Origin of the sequence: Pseudomonas sp. NBRC 111131, assembly GCF_001320525.1 — a bacterium.
GTDB classification, from domain to species: domain Bacteria; phylum Pseudomonadota; class Gammaproteobacteria; order Pseudomonadales; family Pseudomonadaceae; genus Aquipseudomonas; species Aquipseudomonas ceruminis.
Genome location: NZ_BCBH01000003.1, coordinates 181,797 through 202,921 on the forward strand (window position 1 = coordinate 181,797; position 21,125 = coordinate 202,921).

Consider the following 21,125-nt stretch of genomic DNA (forward strand, 5'->3'; position numbering starts at 1 on the left):
AGTTATGACCGTTACCCGCAAAGCCTACCGTGCCGCCATCCTGCACAGCATCGCCGACCCGGCCGAGGTAGGCCTGCAAGCCTCCCATGAATACTTCGAGGACGGCCTGCTGGTGGTCGACGATGGCCGCATCACTGCCATCGGTCACGCCAGCGAGCTGCTGCCGACCCTGGACGCCCACATCGAGGTGGTGCACCACCAGGATGCGCTGATCACACCGGGCTTCATCGACACCCATATCCACTTCCCACAGACCGGCATGATCGGCTCCTACGGCGAGCAACTGCTGGACTGGCTGAACACCTACACCTTCCCGTGCGAAAAGCAGTTCGCCGACCAGGATCACGCCGACAAGGTGGCGAAGATCTTCCTCAAGGAACTGCTGCGCAACGGCACCACCACCGCGCTGGTGTTCGGCAGCGTGCACCCACAGTCGGTCAATGCCTTGTTCGAAGAGGCCGAGCGGCTCGACCTGCGCATGATTGCCGGCAAGGTGATGATGGACCGCAATGCACCGGACTACCTGACCGACACCGCCGACTCCAGCTACACCGACAGCAAGGCGCTGATCGAGCGCTGGCACGGTAAGGGCCGCCTGCACTACGCGGTTACCCCGCGCTTCGCACCGACCAGTACACCAACGCAACTGAAACTTGCCGGGCAACTGCTCAAGGAACACCCGGGGGTGTACCTGCACACCCACCTGTCCGAAAACCTCAAGGAAATCGACTGGGTCAAGGACCTGTTCCCCGAGCAGAAGGGCTACCTGGACGTCTACGATCACTTCGAGCTGCTCGGCGAGCGGTCGGTGTTCGCCCACGGGGTGCACCTGTGCGACGACGAATGCCAGCGCCTGTCCGAGACAGGCTCGGCAGTGGCCTTCTGCCCGACGTCCAACCTGTTCCTGGGCAGCGGCCTGTTCAACCTGCCCCAGGCCGAGCGCTTCAAGGTCAATGTCGGCCTGGGCACCGACGTCGGCGCCGGCACCAGTTTCTCGCTGCTCAACACCCTCAACGAGGCGTACAAGGTAATGCAGTTGCAAGGCGCACGCCTGCACCCTTACAAGTCGCTGTACCTGGCCACCCTCGGCGGCGCTCGCGCCCTGCGCCTGGACGACCGCATCGGCAGCCTGCGCCCGGGTAACGATGCCGACTTCGTGGTACTCGACTACAAGGCCACGCCGCTGCTGGACTACCGCATTCAGCAGTCCAGCAGCATCGAGGAGACCTTGTTCGTGCTCACCACCCTGGGCGATGACCGCACCGTGCGTGAAACCTACGCTGCCGGGCGCTGCGTGCACCAGCGCTAAGGCTCCTTCGCCAGGCCCCGGTACAACGCGCCGCCGATTGCCGCGCCAATCAGCGGCGCCAGCCAGAACAGCCACAGCTGCTGCAAGGCCCAGCCACCGACGACCAGCGCCGGCCCCGTGCTTCGCGCGGGGTTGACCGAGGTATTGGTCACCGGGATCGAGATCAGGTGGATCAGGGTCAAGGCCAGGCCGATGGCGATGGGCGCAAACCCTGCCGGTGCCCGGACGTCGGTGGCCCCCATGATCACCACCAGGAACATCGCCGTCATCACCACTTCACTGATGAAGCCCGCACCCAGCGTATAGCCACCGGGCGAGTGGTCGGCGTAGCCGTTTGAAGCCAGGCCCGAAGACAGCTCGAAACCGGCCTTGCCGCTGGCGATGAGATAGATCACACCCGCAGCCAGAATGGCGCCAATCACTTGCGCGATCACATAGGGCAGCAGCTCTTTGGCCGGAAAACGCCCGCCTACCACCAGCCCGAACGACACGGCGGGGTTCAGATGGCAACCAGAGATATGGCCGATGGCGAAGGCCATGGTCAGTACGGTGAGGCCGAAGGCGAAGGCGACACCGAGCACACCGATGCCGAGAGGGGAACTGGCTGCCAGTACCGCACTGCCACAGCCGCCAAGCACTAACCAGAAGGTGCCGATCAGCTCGGCACCCATACGTTTACCCAGAGACATGGTCATGGACCTATCCTCAACAAGTAGTGGAACGCAATGGATGCGCAAGCCCAACTACTTGATGAAGGTTTGCCCACAAGAATTTAGCAGACCTTTGCGCAATGGCCAGTAACGGCGTAGCCCCTGTGGGCGCGCTAGCGCTTAGGGGGTGTGCTAGCCGGTTGCTCCACAGGGCCCCTCAATGAGCAAAGCAAACGATCAACCCTTCGCAGAAACCTTGGGCTTTTTCAGCAGATGCGAAAACACTGCATGCAGGTCGTCCGAGGCGCTCTCTTCATCCAGGTTCAGCTTGCTGTCGATGTGGTCCATGTGATGCATCATCAGGCTGACCGCCTGCTCGGCATCACGGGCTTCGATGGCATCGATCAGTTGCATGTGCTCGTCATAGGAGCAGTGCGACCGGTTGCCGCTTTCATACTGGGCAATGATCAGCGAGGTTTGCGACACCAGGCTGCGCTGGAAGCTGACCAGTGGCGCATTGCCAGCCGCCTCGGCCAGCTTGAGGTGAAACTCACCGGAAAGCCGGATGCCAGCGCCCCGGTCACCCCGGGAGAAGCTGTCGCGCTCTTCGCGCACCATCTGCCGCAGCTCGTTCAGTTGCTCCAGCGTGGCGTGCTGCACGGCCAACTCGGTAATGGCACGTTCGACCATACGGCGCGAGAAGAATACTTGGCGAGCCTCTTCCACTGTCGGGCTGGCCACCACCGCACCGCGGTTGGGCCGCAGCAGCACGACGCTTTCGTGGGCCAGGCGCGACAATGCCCGGCGAATGATGGTGCGGCTGACGCCGAAGATCTCGCCCAGCGCTTCCTCGCTCAACTTGGTACCCGGCGCCAGGCGCTGCTCGAGGATCGCCTCGAAGATATGTGCATAGACGATGTCGTCCTGGGTACCGCTGCGGCCGGCCTTGCCGACGCGTGCAGGTTTCTTCAGAGGTTGCAGCTGTTCGTTCATGGGCTCTCGAGGCACGAAGGAAAGTATGGCGCCATTGTACACAGGCTGAGCCGTTTCTGCAGGTGGCCTTTTACCTATATAGCCGTTGCACGGCTGATTGTGCGCACAAAAGATAAAACATTATTTGCATTCTTTGTACACAAAAGCATAATCCACCGAGCAACTTCTTGACCCGCGAGTCAACTAACAGGTCGGATGTCTGCCATCCCTCGTGGAGCCACCCAGTGCATTGCTCAGGCCGACGGCTCCAAGAACAACAAGAAAGACTTGAGGAGTAACCGCTGTGGAAAGCCGCAAATCCGACGCACCTACGCTGGATCTCGCCCCACCGCTCGAACCGAGTTGGCTGGAGCGGATTTTCAAACTCAAGCAACACGGCAGCACCGTCAAGACCGAAATGATCGCCGGGGTGACCACCTTCATCACCATGGCCTACATCATCTTCGTCAACCCCAACATCATGGCCGACGCTGGCATCGACCATGGTGCCGCCTTCGTCGCCACCTGTATCGCCGCTGCGCTCGGTTGCCTGCTGATGGGCCTGTACGCCAACTGGCCGGTGGGCCTGGCACCGGGCATGGGGCTTAACGCGTTCTTCACCTACACCGTGGTCGGGACCATGGGCTACAACTGGGAAACAGCACTGGGAGCGGTGTTCGTCTCGGGCGTGCTGTTCATGTTCCTGACCTTGTCGAGAGTGCGCGAATGGTTGCTGAACAGCATTCCGGTCAGCCTGCGCCATGCCATGGGGGCTGGGGTCGGATTGTTTCTCGGGCTGATCGGCCTGAAAACGGCAGGCATCATCGTCGACAGCCCCGCCACTCTGATCAAGCTGGGCTCGCTGCATGAGCCGGCCCCGCTGCTGGCGGCAGTGTGCTTCCTGATGATCGCCATCCTCAGCTACAAGCGGGTGTTCGGCGCGATCCTGATCAGCATCATAGGTGTCACTCTGGCGGGCTGGGGCCTGGGCCTGGTCAAGTTTGGCGGGGTGATGTCGATGCCGCCGAGCCTGGCACCGACCTGGATGGCGATGGATGTGGCGGGCGTGTTCAACGTCAGCATGATCAGCGTGGTGCTGGCGTTCCTGTTCGTGCACATGTTCGACACAGCAGGCACTTTGATGGGTGTGGCGCAACGGGCCAACCTGGTGGCGCCGGATGGGCGTATCGAGAACCTGTCACGGGCGTTGAAGGCTGACAGTGCCTCCAGCGTGTTAGGCGCCGTGGTCGGCGTGCCGCCGGTGACCAGCTATGTGGAGAGCGCCGCAGGTGTAGCCGCCGGTGGCCGCACCGGGCTGACCGCCGTGGTGGTCGGTGTGCTGTTCATCGCCGCGATGTTCTTCGCGCCACTGGCGGGAATGATTCCGGCCTATGCGACGGCCGGTGCACTGATCTACGTAGCAATGCTGATGATGGGCAGCATGGCGCACATCCATTGGGACGAAGCGACCGACAGCATTCCGGCGATTGTCACGGTGATCATGATGCCGCTGACCTTCTCGGTGGCGGACGGTATTGCCTTGGGCTTCATCAGCTATGTGGCGTTGAAGGCAGGTACCGGCAAGTACAAAGAGATCTCGGCAAGCCTGTGGGTGCTGTGCGCGATCTTCATTGCCAAGTTTGTGTTCCTCTGACTTTGTTCTTCGGTTACCAAGGGCGCTTCGGCGCCCTTTCTTTATTCATGCTGTTTCCCCACCAAGCCGACGACGGGACCTGGCCAGGCAATACGAAAAACACCAGACGAAAAAAAGCCCGCCAGTGTGAGAGCGGGCCAAGGACCTACGAAGATTCTTCTAGCGACCAACTAGCTCCCGCGATAGGTCGAATAGCTGTACGGCGAAATCAGCAGCGGCACGTGGTAGTGCTCCTGCGACTCGTCGATGCCAAAGCGCAGCACAACAACATCCAGAAATGCCGTGTCCGGCAGCTGTACGCCGCGAGCACGATAATAATCGCCAGCGCTGAACTGCAGCTGGTAGACGCCGGTCCGGTAGTCGTCACCCTGCAGCAACGGCGCATCTACGCGGCCATCGCTGTTGGTCAGGGCGGTGTTCACCAGTTCCAGTTGCTGGCCTTCGACGCGATATAACTCGACCTTGATCGAGCTGCCTGGGCAACCGTGGGCTGCGTCCAGTACGTGTGTGGTCAAACGTCCCATTGCTTGGCGCCTCTTGTTCAATCTGTGGGCTAAAAATACACAACCATCGGCACGGCCAATGGCCTGTGATGGACAGGAATGGCGTTATTAAGACATTTCGCAGATAAATTGTACACAATTTTTTAAGCCCCCTCGCCGTAGCGCGCTACGCACAGCTTCCTGTCGCAAATTCAGGCCCCGTGCAGACCCTCATGATATTTACTGACCAACCAGGCAGGTTTCTTGCAACCTATTCTCAGGCGACAAAAGGGAAGAAATGCGGAAAAACAGGCTTACAAAAGATTTCAGAAGTTGTATACAATCAGCCCATCCGGTGGTGCGACATACCGACGCGGCCCGCCCACCCCTGGCACTAACGCACAAGAAGGAAGACTGCAGTGAGCGCTGACTATCCTCGCGACCTGATCGGTTACGGCAACAACCCACCTCACCCGCACTGGCCGGGCAATGCCCGCATCGCGCTGTCTTTCGTGCTCAATTACGAGGAAGGTGGCGAGCGCAACATCCTGCACGGCGATAAAGAATCCGAAGCCTTCCTGTCCGAGATGGTGGCTGCCCAGCCACTGCAGGGTCAGCGCAACATGAGCATGGAATCGCTCTACGAGTACGGCAGCCGCGCCGGCGTGTGGCGCCTGCTCAAGCTGTTCAAGGACAGCGGCGTGCCGCTGACCATCTTCGCCGTGGCCATGGCCGCCCAGCGCCACCCCGACGTGATCCGCGCCATGGTCGAGGCTGGCCACGAGATCTGCAGCCACGGTTACCGCTGGATCGACTACCAGAACATGGACGAGGCCCAGGAACGCGAGCACATGCTTGAGGCCATCCGTATCCTCACCGAGCTCACCGGCGAACGCCCGCTGGGCTGGTACACCGGCCGCACCGGCCCGAACACCCGTCGCCTGGTGATGGAAGAAGGTGGCTTTCTGTATGACAGCGACACTTATGACGACGACCTGCCCTACTGGGAACCGAACACCCCCACCGGCAAGCCGCACCTGGTAATCCCCTACACCCTGGACACCAACGACATGCGCTTCACCCAGGTGCAGGGCTTCAACTGCGGCGAGCAGTTCTTCCAGTACCTGAAGGACGCTTTCGACGTGCTCTACGCCGAAGGGGCCGACGCACCAAAAATGCTCTCCATCGGCCTGCATTGCCGCCTGGTCGGTCGTCCCGCGCGCCTGGCCGCGCTCAAGCGCTTCGTCGATTACGCCAAGAGCCATGAACAGGTCTGGTTCGCCCGTCGCGTGGACATCGCCCGCCACTGGCACACCACCCATCCGTACAAGAAAGAGAACGCCTGATGACCGCCTTCAAGACCCTCAAGCCCTCCGCCCTGGACCGTGACGCCTTCGTCAAGGCGTTCGCCGACATCTACGAGCACTCGCCGTGGGTCGCCGAAAAAGCTTACGACCTGGGCCAACTGGGGGAGCTGGACGAGATCGAGGCGCTGCACCAGCGCATGAGTGACATTCTGCTCAGCGCCAACCATGCAGACCAGCTGGCACTGATCAATGCTCACCCAGACCTGGCCGGCAAGGCCGCTATCCAGGGCGAGCTGACCGAATCGAGCACCAACGAGCAAGCCGGCGCAGGCATTCATCAATGCACCGCCGAAGAATTCGCCCGCTTCACCGAGCTCAACGACGCCTACAAGGCCAAGTTCCAGTTCCCGTTCATCATGGCGGTCAAAGGTAGCAACCGGCACCAGATTCTCGCCGCCTTTGAAAAGCGCATCCACAACGACACTGATGCCGAATTCAAGGAAGCCCTGGCGCAGATCAACCTGATCGCCCTGTTCCGTCTGCTGCAGCTGTAATCGCTGCCGCAACGTTAGAGCCTTATCCAGAATAACGAACATAGAAGAGATAACCGCATGCGCAACCTGATGATCGAGCCCCTGACCAAAGAAGCCTTCGCCCCGTTCGGTGACGTGATCGAAACCGATGGCAGCGACCACTTCATGATCAACAACGGCTCGACCATGCGCTTTCACAAGCTCGCCACGGTCGAGACCGCCGAGCCCGAAGACAAGGCGATCATCAGCATCTTCCGCGCCGACGCGCTGGACATGCCGCTGACCGTGCGCATGCTGGAACGCCATCCGCTGGGCAGCCAGGCTTTCATCCCGCTGCTCGGCAACCCCTTTCTGATCGTGGTCGCGCCGGTTGGCGATGCACCTGTATCAGGCTTGGTCCGTGCCTTCCGCAGTAATGGCAGGCAGGGCGTTAATTACCATCGCGGCGTCTGGCACCACCCGGTGCTGACGATCGAAAAGCGGGATGATTTCCTGGTGGTTGATCGCAGCGGTTCCGGCAACAACTGCGATGAGCATTACTTCACCGAGGAACAGATGCTGATCCTCAATCCCCACCAATAAGAAAAGGTCAGTCATCTTCTCGGTGACTGGCAGAGGTAACTACTGTGGAAGCACACCTTCACGAATGGCTGAACCTGAGCATTCGCTGGGTTCACATGATCACCGGTGTCGCCTGGATCGGTGCATCGTTCTACTTCGTCTGGCTGGAGAACCACCTGAACCGAAGCAACCCGCGCGATGGGTTGTCGGGTGATCTCTGGGCGATTCACGGCGGTGGTATCTACCACCTGGAGAAATACAAACTCGCCCCCCCGAAAATGCCCGAGAACCTGCACTGGTTCAAATGGGAAGCCTACTTCACCTGGATGTCCGGTATCGCCCTGCTGTGCGTGGTGTTCTACTGGAACCCGGCCCTGTACCTGCTGGCACCTGGCAGCACCCTGAGCGGTGCCGAAGGCGTCGCTATCGGTATCGGTTCGCTGATCGCCGGCTGGTTCATCTACGACTTCCTGTGCGACTCGCCCCTGGGCAAGAAGCCAGCGCTGCTCGGCGGTGTGCTGTTCGTGCTGATCATCGCCGCCTGCTGGGGCTTCAGCCTGGTGTTCAGTGGCCGTGGTGCATACCTGCACACCGGCGCGATCATTGGCACCATCATGGTCGGTAACGTGTTCCGCATCATCATGCCGGCCCAGCGCCAGCTGGTGGCGGCGATCGAGAACAACCAGACGCCCGACCCGGTACTGCCGGCCAAGGGCCTGCTGCGTTCGCGCCACAACAACTACTTCACCCTGCCGGTGCTGTTCATCATGATCAGCAACCACTTCCCGAGCACCTACGGTAGCCAGTACAACTGGCTGATCCTGGCCGGGATTGCAGTGGCTGCGGTCCTGATCCGCCACTACTTCAACACCCGCCACGACAGCAACAAGTACGCCTGGACACTGCCCGTCGGCGCCCTGGCCATGATCTGCCTGGCCTACGTCACCGGCCCGAAACCGCTGGCGGTAGCACCTGAACAGGCGGCGGCAAACATCGACTACCAGCCACTGCCGGCCACCGCAGTCGGTGGCAAGACCGCTGCCGAACAGCGCGCCGAGGAGGCCGCCAAGGCCGCCGAAGCACCCGCCGCACCGGCTGAGGCTTCGGCCCAGGCCAGTGCCCAGGCTGGCGGCGGCGCCTTCGACAAGATCCACACCGTCATCCAGGAACGCTGCACCGTGTGCCACTCGTCCAAGCCGACCAGCCCACTGTTCAGCGCCGCCCCTGCCGGGGTGATGTTCGATACCCCGCAGCAGATTCAGGCTCAGGCCGCGCGCATTCAGGCGCAAGCGGTCGCCAGCCAGATCATGCCGCTGGGCAACATCACCCAGATGACTGCCGAAGAGCGCAAGCTCGTCGGTGACTGGATCGCCAAAGGCGCCCAGGTCAACTGATACACCTCTCCTGCCGGGGCGTCCGCGCGCCCTGGTAGGAGCGGCCTTGCGCCCCGAAAGGGCCGGCAATGCCGGCCAACGGTTTAAAGAAACACGCAACAAGCAAGCATCGAGCGATCGACTTCAAACGGAAAACCCAGGCTGCCTTCATCGGGCCTGCCGCTTGCAGCTGACGCTTGGATCCGAGAATAAAAACAAAACTCGAGGTGCTGCATGTCCGAGTCACGCAAGGCGTACATCCCCGTTGCGCCACCGCGTCAGCCTCTGCCCCTGTTCCAACTGATCCTGGTAGGCCTGCAACATGTTCTGCTGATGTATGGAGGTGCGATTGCCGTGCCTTTGATCATCGGCCAGGCTGCTGGATTGTCTCGTGAAGAAGTCGCCTTCCTGATCAACGCCGACCTGTTGGTTGCCGGCGTGGCTACCATCATTCAGTCGTTCGGTATCGGCCCGGTAGGGATCCGCATGCCGGTGATGATGGGCGCCAGTTTCGCTGCGGTGGGCAGCATGGTAGCCATGGCCGGCATGCCCGGCGTAGGCCTGCAGGGGATCTTCGGCGCGACCATCGCTGCCGGGTTCTTCGGCATGCTGATCGCGCCGTTCATGTCCAAGGTAGTGCGCTTCTTCCCCCCCCTGGTGACCGGTACCGTGATTACGTCCATCGGCCTGTCGCTGTTCCCGGTTGCGGTCAACTGGGCCGGCGGCGGCCACCAGGCGCAGACCTTCGGCTCGCCGATCTACCTGCTGGTGGCGGGCCTGGTGTTGGCCGTCATCCTGCTGATCAACCGCTTCATGCGTGGCTTCTGGGTCAATGTGTCGGTACTGGTGGGCATGGGCCTTGGCTACATCCTGGCCGGCTCGATCGGCATGGTCGACCTGTCAGGCCTGAGCGACGCACCGTGGCTGCAAGTGGTGACCCCACTGCACTTCGGCATGCCGACCTTCAGCCTGGCACCGATCCTGTCGATGTGCCTGGTGGTGGTGATCATCTTCGTCGAGTCCACGGGTATGTTCCTGGCCCTGGGCAAGGTGACCGATCGCGAAGTCACCCCCGGGATGCTGCGCCGTGGCCTGCTGTGCGATGCCGGTGCATCGTTCATTGCCGGTTTCTTCAACACCTTCACCCACTCCTCGTTTGCCCAGAACATCGGCCTGGTGCAGATGACCGGGGTGCGTTGCCGCTACGTCACGGTGATGGCCGGCGGGCTGCTGATCCTGCTCAGCCTGCTGCCCAAGGCGGCCTTCCTGATCGCCTCGATTCCACCTGCGGTACTGGGCGGGGCATCCATTGCCATGTTCGGCATGGTCACCGCCACCGGCATCAAGATCCTTCAGGAAGCGGACATCGGCGACCGTCGCAACCAGCTGCTGGTTGCGGTCAGCGTCGGCTTCGGCCTTATCCCTGTGGTGCGTCCAGAGTTCTTCGCCCAGATGCCGCAGTGGATGGAACCCATCACCCACAGCGGCATCGCCATGGCCACAGTCAGTGCCCTGGTACTGAACGTGCTGTTCAACATCCTCGGCGGCGCAGACCGCGCGGCGCATAACGACGCCTGTCACCAGCATTGAGTTGCAGGGCGGCGCAATCGCCGCCCTTTTCACTTTCGCAGTAACCGCTACACCGTCGGCCCACCGGAATGGGTCGCTCGGGGCGCCTGCGCGCCAAAAAAAACCGCCAACAAAAACAATAAGTCCGGGAATCACAACATGAAGCGCATCACCTCGTCCCTGTTGCTGGGCAGCAGCCTGCTGGCCACCCTTCCTTCGCATGCAGGCGAATGGCTGCTGTGGCATGGCGAAAGCTTGACCTACCTGTACGGCAAGGACTTCAAGGTCAACCCCGACATCCAACAGACCATCACGTTCGAGCACGCCAACAAATGGAAGTACGGCGACACCTTCCTGTTCGTCGACAAGATCTTCTACAACGGCAAGCCTGACGCGAGCAAAGGTGTCACCACCTACTACGGTGAGTTCAGCCCACGCCTGTCGTTTGGCAAGATGCTCGACCGCAAACTGGCCTTCGGCCCGGTCAAGGACGTACTGCTTGCGATGACCTACGAGCGCGGCGAAGGCGACAACGAGGCTTACCTGATCGGCCCTGGCTTCGACCTGGACATCCCCGGCTTCAACTACTTCACCCTGAACTTCTATGTGCGCAACACCGAGGGCAGCCGACCAGGGGACAACGTCTGGCAGATAACCCCTGGCTGGTCCTACACCGTCCCTGTGGGCAGGTCGGACATTCTGATAGACGGTTACATGGACTGGGTCACCGACAATGACGAAACACGACGCGGCACTTACCACGCCAACTTGCACTTTAACCCACAGGTCAAATATGACCTGGGCAAAGCGCTGAACCTGGGTGCCAAACAGTTGTATGTAGGCTTTGAATACAGCTACTGGAAGGACAAGTACGGCATCGATAGCCGCGGCAACCTCGAAACCAATCAGAGTGTGGCAAGCGCTCTGATCAAAGTGCATTTCTGAAAAGCTGATCAAACGCCCAAGTTTGATTCACCGTGCTCCAGGACGGAGCACTTGAGGCCAGGCGCGCAAGCCAGTAATCTGCGCGCCCCCTCGCTCAGGGCAGGACGGATCCTGCCCGCGTTTACTGACCGCTCAGTCAATGAATTCGGGCGGTTGGCCAACGTATTGCCAGCCTGACCTACCCATTTTCATCCGTTCAGAACAAGTCGAGCAGGAAGGTTGTAGCTAACGCGGAAAAGTTGGCGCAGCGCTTGCCAAACAGCTGTGGGCAATCAAAAAAAGCTGACCCAAAAGACAATAACAGCGCCAACACCGAGCGCTGACAACAGATCAATCAAGGGAGCGACACTCGCAATGCGTACCATCAATAGCCTGATACTCGCGAGCGGCCTGTTGGCGTGCGGCACCACCTACGCCGATGACCTGCTGCTGTGGCAGAACAACAGCCTGACGTATCTGTGGGGCAAGAACTTCAAGGTCAACCCCGAAACCCAACAGACCGTCACCTTCGAACACGCCGATGCGTGGAAGTACGGCGACAACTTCATCTTCGTCGACAAGATTTTCTACCAGGGCAAGAAGGACGCCAATAACGGCCCCAACACCTACTACGGTGAGATCAGCCCACGCCTGTCGTTTGGCAAGATCTTCGACCAGAAGCTCGAGTTCGGCCCCATCAAGGATGTGCTGCTGGCCATGACGTACGAGTTCGGCGAAGGCGACACCGAGGCTTACCTGATCGGCCCTGGCTTCGACCTGGCAATCCCTGGCTTCGATTACTTCCAGCTCAACTTCTACCAGCGCACCACCGACGGCAGCCGCCCGGGTGACAACGTCTGGCAGATTACCCCAGTTTGGTCCTACACCATTGCGGTCGGCTCGTCCGATGTGCTGATCGATGGCTACATGGACTGGGTCGTCGATAACGACGAAAATCGCCGCGGCACCTACCAGGCCAACCTGCACTTCAACCCCCAGATCAAATACGACCTGGGCAAAGCGCTGCACTTGGGTGAAAAGCAGCTCTACGTGGGTATTGAATACGACTATTGGAAAAACAAGTACGGCATCAAGGACAGCGATGCCTTTACCACCGACCAGAACACCGCCAGCCTGTTGGTAAAAGTGCACTTCTGACGGGCTGAAACGTGACAGCGTTGCAACGTAGCAACGCTGTCACGCACCTGATTGTAAGCAACTTCTTACACCCTTTTAAGTGAATGCTTACTTACGATGGAATCTGCCTTTAAAGTCAGAATACCGATGACGGGCAATACCATGCCCACCATCACCAATGACATTTCCACGTGAGGGTGCTCTAGCACCCGTAAAATATCCAGCACCAGCATACCCAGGCTCAGTGCCAGCGCCACGCCGAACATGGCGCAGCCCTTGTAAAGCGCCTGTACGCCGGCCCCACGCATCAGGAAGCAGAACCCCAGGCTCACCCAAGCTATCGCGGTAATCAGGTAAAGCGCCAGGTGGTAGGCGTCATAGGTCAAAACATTGCCGAACATGTGCGCACCTCCTCATTCCTAATTCAATCGACGAGGTTTGACTATAAATCCGACTTTCCATAAACGCACCGCGATTTTTTGACATATTTTTTGCACCCTGTGATTTAGCCTGCTTTGCTTCGTACAACTAAAAATAAAACAGGCCTATTTGATGCGCACTACCCTCACCGCCCCTTGGCGTTACCTGCTTCTGCTGTGTTCACTCTGGTTCGGTATTTTCCTGCTGACACGCTTCATCTTGCTGGTTACCCATCTGGATGAAGTGAGCGGCAATTACTTCGCTTTATTCTTTGACGGGGCGCTCTACGACTTGAGCTTCCTGGTCTATGCAGCCCTGCCGATGGGCCTGTACATGGCGTTGTGCCCAACCGTGCTGTGGCGCTCACAGGCCCACCGCTGGCTGCTGGGCGGGGTGCTAGTGGTCAGCCTGTTCGTGATGCTGTTCGTCGCGGTAGCCGAATGGCTGTTCTGGGATGAGTTCGGCGTGCGCTTCAATTTTATCGCCGTGGACTACCTGGTGTACTCCAAGGAGGTATTGGACAACATTCGCGAATCCTACCCCCTACCCGCCCTGTTGGGCGGCATCGCGCTGGTGGCGGGCCTGCTGGCCATGCTGCTGCGCAGGCCGCTGGCCCAGGCACTCGCAGCTCCCGGGCCACAACTGCGCCAGCGCTTGGTGGGTATTACCCTGCTGGCGGTCTTGGCTGGCCTCAACGCCCTGGTGATCGACCAGCAGTTCCCCCGCGGTCAGGGAGGCAACGCCTACCAACGCGAGCTGGCCAGCAACGGCCCGTATCAGTTCTTCGCCGCCTTCCGCAACAACGAACTGGACTACACACAGTTCTACGCCAGCCTCGATGCAGCTGAGGTCGGCGCACAAATGCATCAGGAGCTGGCCGAACCTGACGCCCACTTCCAGGGCAAGGAGCCACAGGACATCCGGCGCCACGTCATTGCCAACAGCCCGCAGCGCACCCCCAATATCATCCTGGTGACGATCGAAAGCTTCAGCGCCAAGTACATGGGCAGCAACGGCGAGCCACGCAACCTCACGCCCAACCTCGACGCCCTGCGTCGCCAGAGCCTGTACTTCAACAATTTCTACGCCACCGGCACCCGTACCGACCGCGGCCTGGAAGCCATTACCCTGTCGATCCCGCCAACGCCTGGGCGCTCGATCGTCAAACGCATCGGCCGCGAAAGCGGCTACGCCAGCCTGGGCCAGCAGCTATCGGCCAAGGGCTACGATGCTGTGTTTGTCTACGGCGGGCGCGGCTACTTCGACAACATGAACGCATTCTTCAGTGGCAATGGTTACCGCATCGTCGACCAGAGCAGCATCGATGAAAGCGAAATCAGCTTCAAGAACGCCTGGGGCATCGCCGACGAAGACCTGTACCGGCAAACCCTCAAGCTGGCCGATGCCGATCACGCCAAGCAAAAGCCGTTTTTCCTGCAACTGATGACCACCTCCAACCATCGCCCGTACACCTACCCGGACGGCCGTATCGACATCCCGTCAGGTGAGGGCCGTGAAGGCGCGGTGAAGTACACCGACCATGCCATCGCGCAGTTCCTGGAGGCGGCGAAGGGCAAACCCTGGTTCGACAATACCCTGTTCATCTTCGTCGCCGACCACACCGCCGGCAGCGCTGGCGTGGAAGACCTACCGGTTCAGAACTACCAGATCCCGCTGTTCATCTATGCGCCGAAGCTGATCGAGGCGCGCGAGGAGTCGAAGCTGGCCAGCCAGATCGACCTGGCGCCGACCCTGCTCGGCCTGCTGGGCATGAGCTATACCTCGACGTTTTTCGGGCGCGACTTGCTGATGCAAGATGACCTTGCGCCACGGGTGGTGATCGGTAACTACCAGCACCTGGGCTTGTTCGACGGTACCAACCTGGCCATCCTCAGCCCGCGTGGCGCAATGCGCGTGCATGAAGATGCCCTGGGCAAAAGCCGCGAAACCACGGTGGGCAACGATAACCCGCTGGTGCGCAGGGCAATCGCCTACTATCAGAGCGCGGCGTACGGCTTCAGCCAGGGTTTACTGGCCTGGAAGCCCGAAGACGCCGGCGTGGCGGTCAGCCCCTGATCGCCCGCCACACCTTCGCTGCCAGGCTGACCACCGCCAGCACCACGGCGCCGGCCACAACGCCGGCCAGGCCATTGAGCAAGGCCCCGGTCAGCATGCCTGCGCGCCCCTCGCTGAACGCCTCGATGGCGTGATGCAGGGGCGCTACCCCATGCACCAGAATGCCGCCACCGACCAGGAACATCGCTGCCGTACCGATCACCGAAAGGCTTTTCATCATGTACGGTGCCGCGCGCAGGATGCCATTGCCGACTGCGCGCGTCAGGCTCGAGGTTTTCTGGGCCATCCACAGCCCCAGGTCATCGAGTTTGACGATCCCCCCCACCAGCCCGTAAACGCCGATGGTCATGACAATGGCGATGCCCGACAGCACGATGATCTGTTGGGGCAGCGGCGCATCGGCCACAGTGCCAAGGGTGATGGCGATGATCTCTGCCGACAGAATGAAGTCGGTGCGCACCGCCCCCTTGATCTTGCTCTTCTCGTAAGCCACCAAGTCGACGTTGGCATCGGCGAGCGCTTCGCTGCGTGCGCTGTGCTGGGCAGCGTCCTCCTCCTTGCTGTGCAGAAACTTGTGCGCCAGCTTCTCGAAACCCTCGAAACACAGGTACGCCCCCCCGACCATCAACAACGGCGTCACGGCCCAGGGAATGAACGCGCTGATCAGCAGCGCGGCCGGCACCAGGATCGCCTTGTTCACGAACGACCCCTTCGCCACTGCCCACACCACCGGGATCTCGCGCTCGGCGCGCACGCCGGTGACCTGCTGCGCATTGAGCGCCAGGTCGTCGCCCAGCACGCCTGCGGTCTTTTTCGCCGCAACCTTGGTCATCAGCGAGACGTCGTCGAGTACCGTGGCGATATCGTCGATCAGTACCAGTAGACTGCTTCCTGCCATGTTTGCCTGTTTCCAATGAGGTGAATGGGCCGGAGTCTAGCCGAAAGTCGCTGCCTTGAGCGGCCGTCGGGGCCGGTGCTACCATGCCCGATCCCTCTTAGAGGTGGCCAGACACGAGGAAGATCCCTGACCATGAGCACCATTCGCGAGCGCAACAAGGAACTGATCCTACGCGCAGCCAGCGAGGAATTCGCCGACAAGGGCTTCGCGGCCACCAAAACCAGCGATATCGCGGCCAAGGCCGGCCTGCCCAAGCCGAACGTCTACTACTATTTCAAATCCAAGGACAACCTCTACCGTGAGGTCCTTGAGAGCATCATCGCGCCGATCATGCAGGCATCGACACCGTTCAATGCCGATGGCGATCCAAAGGAAGTGCTGAGTTCGTACATCCGCTCGAAGATCCGCATCTCGCGCGACTTGCCGCATGCGTCCAAGGTGTTCGCCAGCGAGATCATGCACGGTGCGCCGCACCTCTCGCCCAGCCAGGTGGAGCAGCTCAACGAGCAGGCTCGCCATAACATCGAGTGCATTCAGCGCTGGATCGAACGCGGGCAGATTGCCAATGTCGACCCGCATCACCTGATGTTCAGCATCTGGGCGGCGACGCAGACCTATGCCGATTTTGACTGGCAGATTTCGGTGATCACCGGCAAGGCCAAGTTGGCTGACAGTGATTACGAAGCAGCGGCCGAGACCATCATTCGGCTGGTGCTCAAGGGCTGTGAGCCCGAGGCAGCCTGACAGGCACGGTCGCCGGTAAGCTGGCTTGCACACAAACCCTGTGAGGTACCTCACCGGCGAAGCCGGTGCCAACCACCGCGCGGGGCAAGCCCGCTGCCACAGGCCTCACAGGCTGGCCCACGCTTGCCGGCGATGAGGCCGGTACAGCCGAAAAACTCAGGCCACTACGCCGGCATCCGCCGTCAGCCCCACTTCCTCGATTGCACTGATCGCGCACTGCTCATCGATATCCGACGTATCGCCGCTGATCCCCACTGCGCCCAGCACCTTGCCGCCCTGATCCCGTATCAGCACGCCACCCGGCGCCGGCACCACCGGCCGCTCACCCAAGCCATTCAATGCAGCAAAAAACGCCGGTCGCTGCTGTGCATCCAGCGCCAGCAAGCGCGACCCCTTGCCCAGGGCGATCGCGCTCCAGGCCTTGCCCGTGGCCACGTCGGGCGAATCAGGCTGGCACCGTCCTCGCGCTGCAAGGCCAGCACATGCCCGCCGGCATCGAGCACCGCCACCGTCAGCGGCGCGGCGTTGATCTTGCGGCCCGCAGCCAGCGCGGCGTTCACCAGGCTGACTGCGACCTTGAGGTTCAAAGCATTCATGGAAAGGTCCTCTTCTTGTTGTGAGAAGCCCTGAGGGCAGTTTGAAAACCGATGCAGCCAATAGAACACAACAGACAATATTTTTGTATACAATATTTTGAAACGATCGTACCGAATCAGACGAAACGCCTTTTTCGCGGGCGCTCCGACGAAAGCGCTTTCCCCCGATGAAAATCCATTGACCTGAACCATCAGGCGTGAATACACTCTGCCGCAAAGCAAGTTGTATACAATTACAAAATCGATGAGGCACAAACCATGAGCAAAATGAGAGCAATCGATGCAGCCGTTCTGGTCATGCGCCGTGAAGGTGTAAATACCGCGTTCGGCATCCCGGGGGCTGCCATCAATCCGTTGTACTCGGCCCTGAAGAAAGTCGGTGGCATCGATCACGTCCTCGCTCGCCACGTCGAAGGCGCCTCGCACATGGCCGAGGGCTACACCCGCGCCAACCCAGGCAACATCGGCGTGTGCATCGGTACTTCCGGCCCTGCCGGTACCGACATGGTCACCGGCCTGTACAGTGCCTCGGCCGACTCCATCCCGATTCTCTGCATCACCGGCCAGGCACCGCGTGCGCGCCTGCACAAGGAAGACTTCCAGGCGGTCGACATCACCAGCATCGTCAAGCCGGTAACCAAGTGGGCCACCACCGTGCTGGAGCCAGGCCAGGTGCCCTACGCCTTCCAGAAGGCCTTCTACGAAATGCGCACCGGCCGCCCAGGCCCTGTGCTGATCGACCTGCCGTTCGATGTGCAAATGGCCGAGATCGAATTCGACATCGACGCCTACGAGCCACTGCCAGTGCACAAGCCATCGGCCACGCGCGTTCAGGCCGAAAAGGCCCTGGCCCTGCTCAATGACGCCGAGCGCCCGCTGCTGGTCGCCGGTGGCGGCATCATCAACGCCGACGCCAGCGACAAACTGGTCGAATTCGCCGAGCTGACCGGCGTGCCGGTCATCCCGACCCTGATGGGCTGGGGTACCATCCCCGACGACCACGCACAGATGGTCGGCATGGTCGGCCTGCAGACCTCGCACCGCTACGGCAACGCCACCCTGCTCAAGTCCGACCTGGTGTTCGGCATCGGTAACCGCTGGGCCAACCGCCATACCGGTTCTGTCGACGTGTACACCGAAGGCCGCAAATTCGTGCATGTCGATATCGAACCGACCCAGATCGGCCGGGTGTTCACACCGGACCTGGGCATCGTTTCCGACGCAGGCCTGGCGCTGGACGTGTTTATCGAAGTGGCCCGCGAATGGAAAGCAGCCGGCAAGCTGAAGTGCCGCAAGGCCTGGCTGGAAGACTGCCAGGCGCGCAAGTCGAGCCTGCAGCGCAAGACCCACTTCGACAACGTGCCGGTCAAGCCGCAGCGCGTCTACGAAGAAATGAACCAGGTATTTGGCAAGGACACCTGCTACGTCAGCACCATCGGCCTGTCGCAGATCGCCGGCGCGCAGTTCCTGCACGTGTACAAACCACGCCACTGGATCAACTGCGGCCAGGCCGGCCCGCTGGGGTGGACCATCCCGGCAGCATTGGGTGTGGTGAAGGCTGACCCGAAACGCAAGGTCGTTGCGCTGTCCGGTGACTACGACTTCCAGTTCATGATCGAAGAACTGGCCGTGGGCGCGCAATTCAACCTGCCCTATGTCCACGTCTTGGTGAACAACGCGTACCTGGGCCTGATCCGTCAGGCACAACGTGGCTTCGACATGGATTACTGTGTACAACTGGCGTTCGAGAACATCAACGCCACCGATGCCGCCACTTACGGGGTCGATCACGTCGCCGTGGTCGAAGGCCTGGGCTGCAAAGCCATCCGCGTGTTCGAACCGGCTGACATCGCACCTGCCCTGCTCAAGGCACAGAAGATGGCCGAAGAGTTCCGCGTACCGGTGGTGGTGGAAGTGATTCTCGAGCGTGTGACCAACATTTCCATGGGCACCGAGATAAACGCGGTCAACGAGTTCGAAGACCTGGCGCTGGTCGGTAACGACGCGCCAACCGCCATCTCGCTGCTGGACTGATCGCCTGACGCCCCCGCAACCGCCCAGGCCGGGGGCCTTCATTGCAAGGAGACAACTCATGCCTCGCTTCGCTGCCAACTTGTCCATGCTGTTCACCGAACAGGACTTCCTGGCCCGCTTCAAGGCTGCCGCCGACGCTGGTTTCAGCGGCGTCGAATACCTCTTTCCCTACGACTTCAGCGCTGCCGACATCAAGCAACAGCTCGAAGCCCACGGCCTGACCCAGGTGCTGTTCAACCTGCCAGCCGGCGACTGGGGCAAGGGCGAGCGCGGTATCGCTTGCCATCCTGACCGCGTCGACGAATTCCGCGCCGGTGTCGACAAGGCTATCGAATACGCCAAGGTCCTGGGCAACACCCAGGTCAACTGCCTGGCCGGCATTCGCCCGCAAGGCTTGCAGTGCGCCGATGTGCGCAAGACGTTCGTCGAGAACCTGAAGTTCGCCGCCGACAAATTGAAGGCCGCCGGCATTCGCTTGGTCATGGAAATGATCAACACCCGCGACATCCCAGGCTTCTACCTGAATACCACCCGGCAGGCGCTGGACATCCAGGCCGAAGTCGGCAGCGACAACCTGTTCCTGCAGTACGACATCTACCACATGCAGATCATGGAAGGTGACCTGGCTCGCACCATGGAAGCCAACCTCAACCTGATCAACCACATCCAGCTGGCCGACAACCCAGGCCGTAACGAGCCGGGTACTGGCGAAATCAACTACCGCTTCCTGTTCGAGCACCTGGACCGCATCGGCTACCAGGGCTGGGTGGGCGCAGAGTACAAGCCGCTGACCACCACCGAAGCAGGCCTGGGCTGGCTTAAAACCCACGTGGGAGCAGGCTTGCCCCGGGAAAGCGCCCGCAAGGACACCACCACAGCCTGAACCACCGCATTCGCGGGGCGAGCCCGCTCCCACAGGGTTCAGGGCTCCCCCGGGAACATGAACATACAAATACAAGAGGCACATTCTCATGGCTAAAATCGGTTTCATCGGCACCGGCATCATGGGCAAGCCCATGGCCCAGAACCTGCAAAAGGCAGGTCACAGCCTGTTCGTTTCCACCCATCACGATGTCGCCCCAGCCGACCTGGTCGCCGCTGGCGCAGTGGCCCTGGCCAACCCGAAGGAAGTGGCCCAGGAAGCTGAGTTCATCATTGTCATGGTGCCGGATACCCCGCAGGTCGAAGCCGTACTGTTCGGTGAAAACGGCGTTGCCGAAGGCGCCGGCCCGAACAAGGTGGTGATCGACATGAGCTCGATCTCCCCCACCGCCACCAAGGCCTTTGCCGAGAAGATCAAGGCCACTGGCGCCGCCTACCTGGACGCACCGGTGTCGGGCGGTGAAGTGGGCGCCAAGGCCGCGACCCTGAGCATCATGGTCGGTGGCTGCCCGAAAGCGTTCGAACGCGCCCTGCCGCTGTTCGAAGCCATGGGCAAGAACATTACCCGCGTCGGCGGCAACGGCGATGGCCAGACGGCCAAGGTCGCCAACCAGATCATTGTCGCCCTGAACATCCAGGCAGTCAGTGAAGCGCTGCTGTTCGCCGCCAAGAACGGCGCCGATCCAGCCAAGGTGCGTGAAGCACTGATGGGCGGTTTTGCCTCGTCGAAAATCCTTGAAGTGCATGCCGAGCGCATGATCAAGGGCACCTTCGACCCAGGCTTCCGCATCAGCCTGCACCAGAAGGACCTGAACCTGGCCCTGCAAGGCGCCAAGGAGTTGGGCATCAACCTGCCCAACACCTCCAATGCACAGCAAGTGTTCAACACCTGCGCTGCCCTGGGCGGCAGCAACTGGGACCACTCGGCGCTGATCAAAGGCCTGGAGCACATGGCCAACTTCTCGATCCGCGACGACAAATGATTTGAATTCGGGCTGCCTGGC

General features: G+C 60.8%; 19 protein-coding genes and 1 pseudogene. 14 read left to right on the forward strand and 6 right to left on the reverse strand.

Features of this window, described 5'->3' with window-relative positions; translation table 11 throughout:
- The first annotated feature begins 4 nt into the window (after window positions 1-4).
- The gene (guaD, locus tag APH34_RS04520; RefSeq protein ID WP_054899984.1) at window positions 5-1,309 is read left to right on the forward strand and encodes a guanine deaminase; all 1,305 of its coding nucleotides are present in this window, start codon (window positions 5-7) and stop codon (window positions 1,307-1,309) included.
- On the opposite strand, the gene aqpZ is transcribed toward guaD, so the two are convergent.
- Window positions 1,306-2,004, reverse strand: a complete 699-nt coding sequence (gene aqpZ, locus APH34_RS04525; RefSeq protein ID WP_054899985.1) for an aquaporin Z — start codon at window positions 2,002-2,004, stop codon at window positions 1,306-1,308. The genes guaD and aqpZ overlap by 4 nt on opposite strands.
- Before the next feature lie 192 nt (window positions 2,005-2,196).
- On the reverse strand, window positions 2,197-2,952 hold the full coding sequence (locus APH34_RS04530; protein WP_054899986.1) for a GntR family transcriptional regulator: 756 nt from the start codon (window positions 2,950-2,952) through the stop codon (window positions 2,197-2,199).
- 283 nt (window positions 2,953-3,235) lie between these two features.
- Between APH34_RS04530 and APH34_RS04535 the strand changes: the two genes are divergently transcribed.
- Complete coding sequence (locus tag APH34_RS04535; RefSeq protein ID WP_054899987.1) at window positions 3,236-4,585, forward strand: NCS2 family permease; 1,350 nt, start codon at window positions 3,236-3,238, stop codon at window positions 4,583-4,585.
- Between the two features lie 170 nt (window positions 4,586-4,755).
- On the opposite strand, the gene uraH is transcribed toward APH34_RS04535, so the two are convergent.
- Window positions 4,756-5,109, reverse strand: a complete 354-nt coding sequence (gene uraH, locus APH34_RS04540) for a hydroxyisourate hydrolase (protein ID WP_054899988.1) — start codon at window positions 5,107-5,109, stop codon at window positions 4,756-4,758.
- 377 nt (window positions 5,110-5,486) lie between these two features.
- On the opposite strand from uraH, the gene puuE reads away from it, so the two are divergent.
- From puuE to APH34_RS04575, 7 genes are all read left to right on the forward strand, one after another.
- Window positions 5,487-6,413 (forward strand): allantoinase PuuE, encoded by a 927-nt coding sequence (gene puuE / locus APH34_RS04545; RefSeq protein WP_054899989.1) that lies wholly within the window; start codon window positions 5,487-5,489, stop codon window positions 6,411-6,413.
- Window positions 6,413-6,928: a 2-oxo-4-hydroxy-4-carboxy-5-ureidoimidazoline decarboxylase gene (uraD, locus tag APH34_RS04550; protein WP_054899990.1), complete on the forward strand. Its 516-nt coding sequence runs from the start codon at window positions 6,413-6,415 to the stop codon at window positions 6,926-6,928. The genes puuE and uraD overlap by 1 nt, the downstream gene beginning before the upstream one ends.
- Before the next feature lie 57 nt (window positions 6,929-6,985).
- Window positions 6,986-7,489, forward strand: coding sequence for an ureidoglycolate lyase (locus APH34_RS04555; protein ID WP_054899991.1), 504 nt, complete (start codon window positions 6,986-6,988; stop codon window positions 7,487-7,489).
- Between the two features lie 44 nt (window positions 7,490-7,533).
- The gene (locus APH34_RS04560) at window positions 7,534-8,862 is read left to right on the forward strand and encodes a urate hydroxylase PuuD (protein WP_054899992.1); all 1,329 of its coding nucleotides are present in this window, start codon (window positions 7,534-7,536) and stop codon (window positions 8,860-8,862) included.
- A 213-nt stretch (window positions 8,863-9,075) separates the two neighbouring features.
- Window positions 9,076-10,431, forward strand: coding sequence for a nucleobase:cation symporter-2 family protein (locus APH34_RS04565; RefSeq protein WP_054899993.1), 1,356 nt, complete (start codon window positions 9,076-9,078; stop codon window positions 10,429-10,431).
- A gap of 138 nt (window positions 10,432-10,569) precedes the next feature.
- A complete protein-coding gene (locus APH34_RS04570) occupies window positions 10,570-11,355 on the forward strand; it encodes an outer membrane protein OmpK (protein ID WP_054899994.1) in 786 nt (261 codons plus the stop codon).
- Window positions 11,356-11,709: 354 nt separating this feature from the next.
- On the forward strand, window positions 11,710-12,492 hold the full coding sequence (locus APH34_RS04575) for an outer membrane protein OmpK (protein ID WP_054899995.1): 783 nt from the start codon (window positions 11,710-11,712) through the stop codon (window positions 12,490-12,492).
- 65 nt (window positions 12,493-12,557) lie between these two features.
- Here the strand turns inward: APH34_RS04575 and APH34_RS04580 are convergent, their stop codons facing one another.
- Window positions 12,558-12,872: a hypothetical protein gene (locus APH34_RS04580; RefSeq protein WP_054899996.1), complete on the reverse strand. Its 315-nt coding sequence runs from the start codon at window positions 12,870-12,872 to the stop codon at window positions 12,558-12,560.
- A 151-nt stretch (window positions 12,873-13,023) separates the two neighbouring features.
- Here APH34_RS04580 and APH34_RS04585 point away from each other — a divergent pair, with 151 nt between their 5' ends.
- On the forward strand, window positions 13,024-14,967 hold the full coding sequence (locus APH34_RS04585) for an LTA synthase family protein (RefSeq protein WP_054899997.1): 1,944 nt from the start codon (window positions 13,024-13,026) through the stop codon (window positions 14,965-14,967).
- On the opposite strand, the gene APH34_RS04590 is transcribed toward APH34_RS04585, so the two are convergent.
- Complete coding sequence (locus APH34_RS04590; RefSeq protein WP_054899998.1) at window positions 14,957-15,865, reverse strand: DUF808 domain-containing protein; 909 nt, start codon at window positions 15,863-15,865, stop codon at window positions 14,957-14,959. The two genes, APH34_RS04585 and APH34_RS04590, sit on opposite strands and share 11 nt — an antisense overlap.
- Window positions 15,866-15,997: 132 nt before the next feature.
- Between APH34_RS04590 and APH34_RS04595 the strand changes: the two genes are divergently transcribed.
- Window positions 15,998-16,609 carry a TetR/AcrR family transcriptional regulator gene (locus APH34_RS04595; RefSeq protein ID WP_054899999.1) on the forward strand — a complete coding sequence of 204 codons (612 nt, stop codon included), beginning with the start codon at window positions 15,998-16,000 and terminating at the stop codon, window positions 16,607-16,609.
- A 156-nt stretch (window positions 16,610-16,765) separates the two neighbouring features.
- Here APH34_RS04595 and APH34_RS04600 read toward each other — a convergent pair.
- Window positions 16,766-17,205: pseudogene (locus tag APH34_RS04600) on the reverse strand (heme-binding protein).
- 258 nt (window positions 17,206-17,463) lie between these two features.
- Here APH34_RS04600 and gcl point away from each other — a divergent pair.
- The 3 genes from gcl (at window position 17,464) to APH34_RS04615 (ending at window position 21,104) form a co-directional block, all read left to right on the forward strand.
- Complete coding sequence (gene gcl / locus APH34_RS04605) at window positions 17,464-19,239, forward strand: glyoxylate carboligase (protein ID WP_054900000.1); 1,776 nt, start codon at window positions 17,464-17,466, stop codon at window positions 19,237-19,239.
- Between the two features lie 58 nt (window positions 19,240-19,297).
- Window positions 19,298-20,122: a hydroxypyruvate isomerase gene (hyi, locus tag APH34_RS04610; RefSeq protein WP_054900001.1), complete on the forward strand. Its 825-nt coding sequence runs from the start codon at window positions 19,298-19,300 to the stop codon at window positions 20,120-20,122.
- An 88-nt stretch (window positions 20,123-20,210) separates the two neighbouring features.
- A complete protein-coding gene (locus tag APH34_RS04615; protein WP_054900002.1) occupies window positions 20,211-21,104 on the forward strand; it encodes a 2-hydroxy-3-oxopropionate reductase in 894 nt (297 codons plus the stop codon).
- Window positions 21,105-21,125: the final 21 nt, after the last annotated feature.

Coding starts and splice junctions, on each gene's coding strand:
- APH34_RS04575 (WP_054899995.1), top strand. CDS start 11,710: ATGCGTACCATCAATAGCCTGATACTCGCGAGCGGCCTGTTGGCGTGC.
- guaD (WP_054899984.1), top strand. CDS start 5: ATGACCGTTACCCGCAAAGCCTACCGTGCCGCCATCCTGCACAGCATC.
- gcl (WP_054900000.1), top strand. CDS start 17,464: ATGAGCAAAATGAGAGCAATCGATGCAGCCGTTCTGGTCATGCGCCGT.
- uraD (WP_054899990.1), top strand. CDS start 6,413: ATGACCGCCTTCAAGACCCTCAAGCCCTCCGCCCTGGACCGTGACGCC.
- APH34_RS04570 (WP_054899994.1), top strand. CDS start 10,570: ATGAAGCGCATCACCTCGTCCCTGTTGCTGGGCAGCAGCCTGCTGGCC.
- aqpZ (WP_054899985.1), bottom strand. CDS start 2,004: ATGACCATGTCTCTGGGTAAACGTATGGGTGCCGAGCTGATCGGCACC.
- APH34_RS04585 (WP_054899997.1), top strand. CDS start 13,024: ATGCGCACTACCCTCACCGCCCCTTGGCGTTACCTGCTTCTGCTGTGT.
- APH34_RS04615 (WP_054900002.1), top strand. CDS start 20,211: ATGGCTAAAATCGGTTTCATCGGCACCGGCATCATGGGCAAGCCCATG.
- APH34_RS04555 (WP_054899991.1), top strand. CDS start 6,986: ATGCGCAACCTGATGATCGAGCCCCTGACCAAAGAAGCCTTCGCCCCG.
- APH34_RS04580 (WP_054899996.1), bottom strand. CDS start 12,872: ATGTTCGGCAATGTTTTGACCTATGACGCCTACCACCTGGCGCTTTAC.
- APH34_RS04530 (WP_054899986.1), bottom strand. CDS start 2,952: ATGAACGAACAGCTGCAACCTCTGAAGAAACCTGCACGCGTCGGCAAG.
- APH34_RS04565 (WP_054899993.1), top strand. CDS start 9,076: ATGTCCGAGTCACGCAAGGCGTACATCCCCGTTGCGCCACCGCGTCAG.
- hyi (WP_054900001.1), top strand. CDS start 19,298: ATGCCTCGCTTCGCTGCCAACTTGTCCATGCTGTTCACCGAACAGGAC.
- uraH (WP_054899988.1), bottom strand. CDS start 5,109: ATGGGACGTTTGACCACACACGTACTGGACGCAGCCCACGGTTGCCCA.
- APH34_RS04595 (WP_054899999.1), top strand. CDS start 15,998: ATGAGCACCATTCGCGAGCGCAACAAGGAACTGATCCTACGCGCAGCC.
- APH34_RS04590 (WP_054899998.1), bottom strand. CDS start 15,865: ATGGCAGGAAGCAGTCTACTGGTACTGATCGACGATATCGCCACGGTA.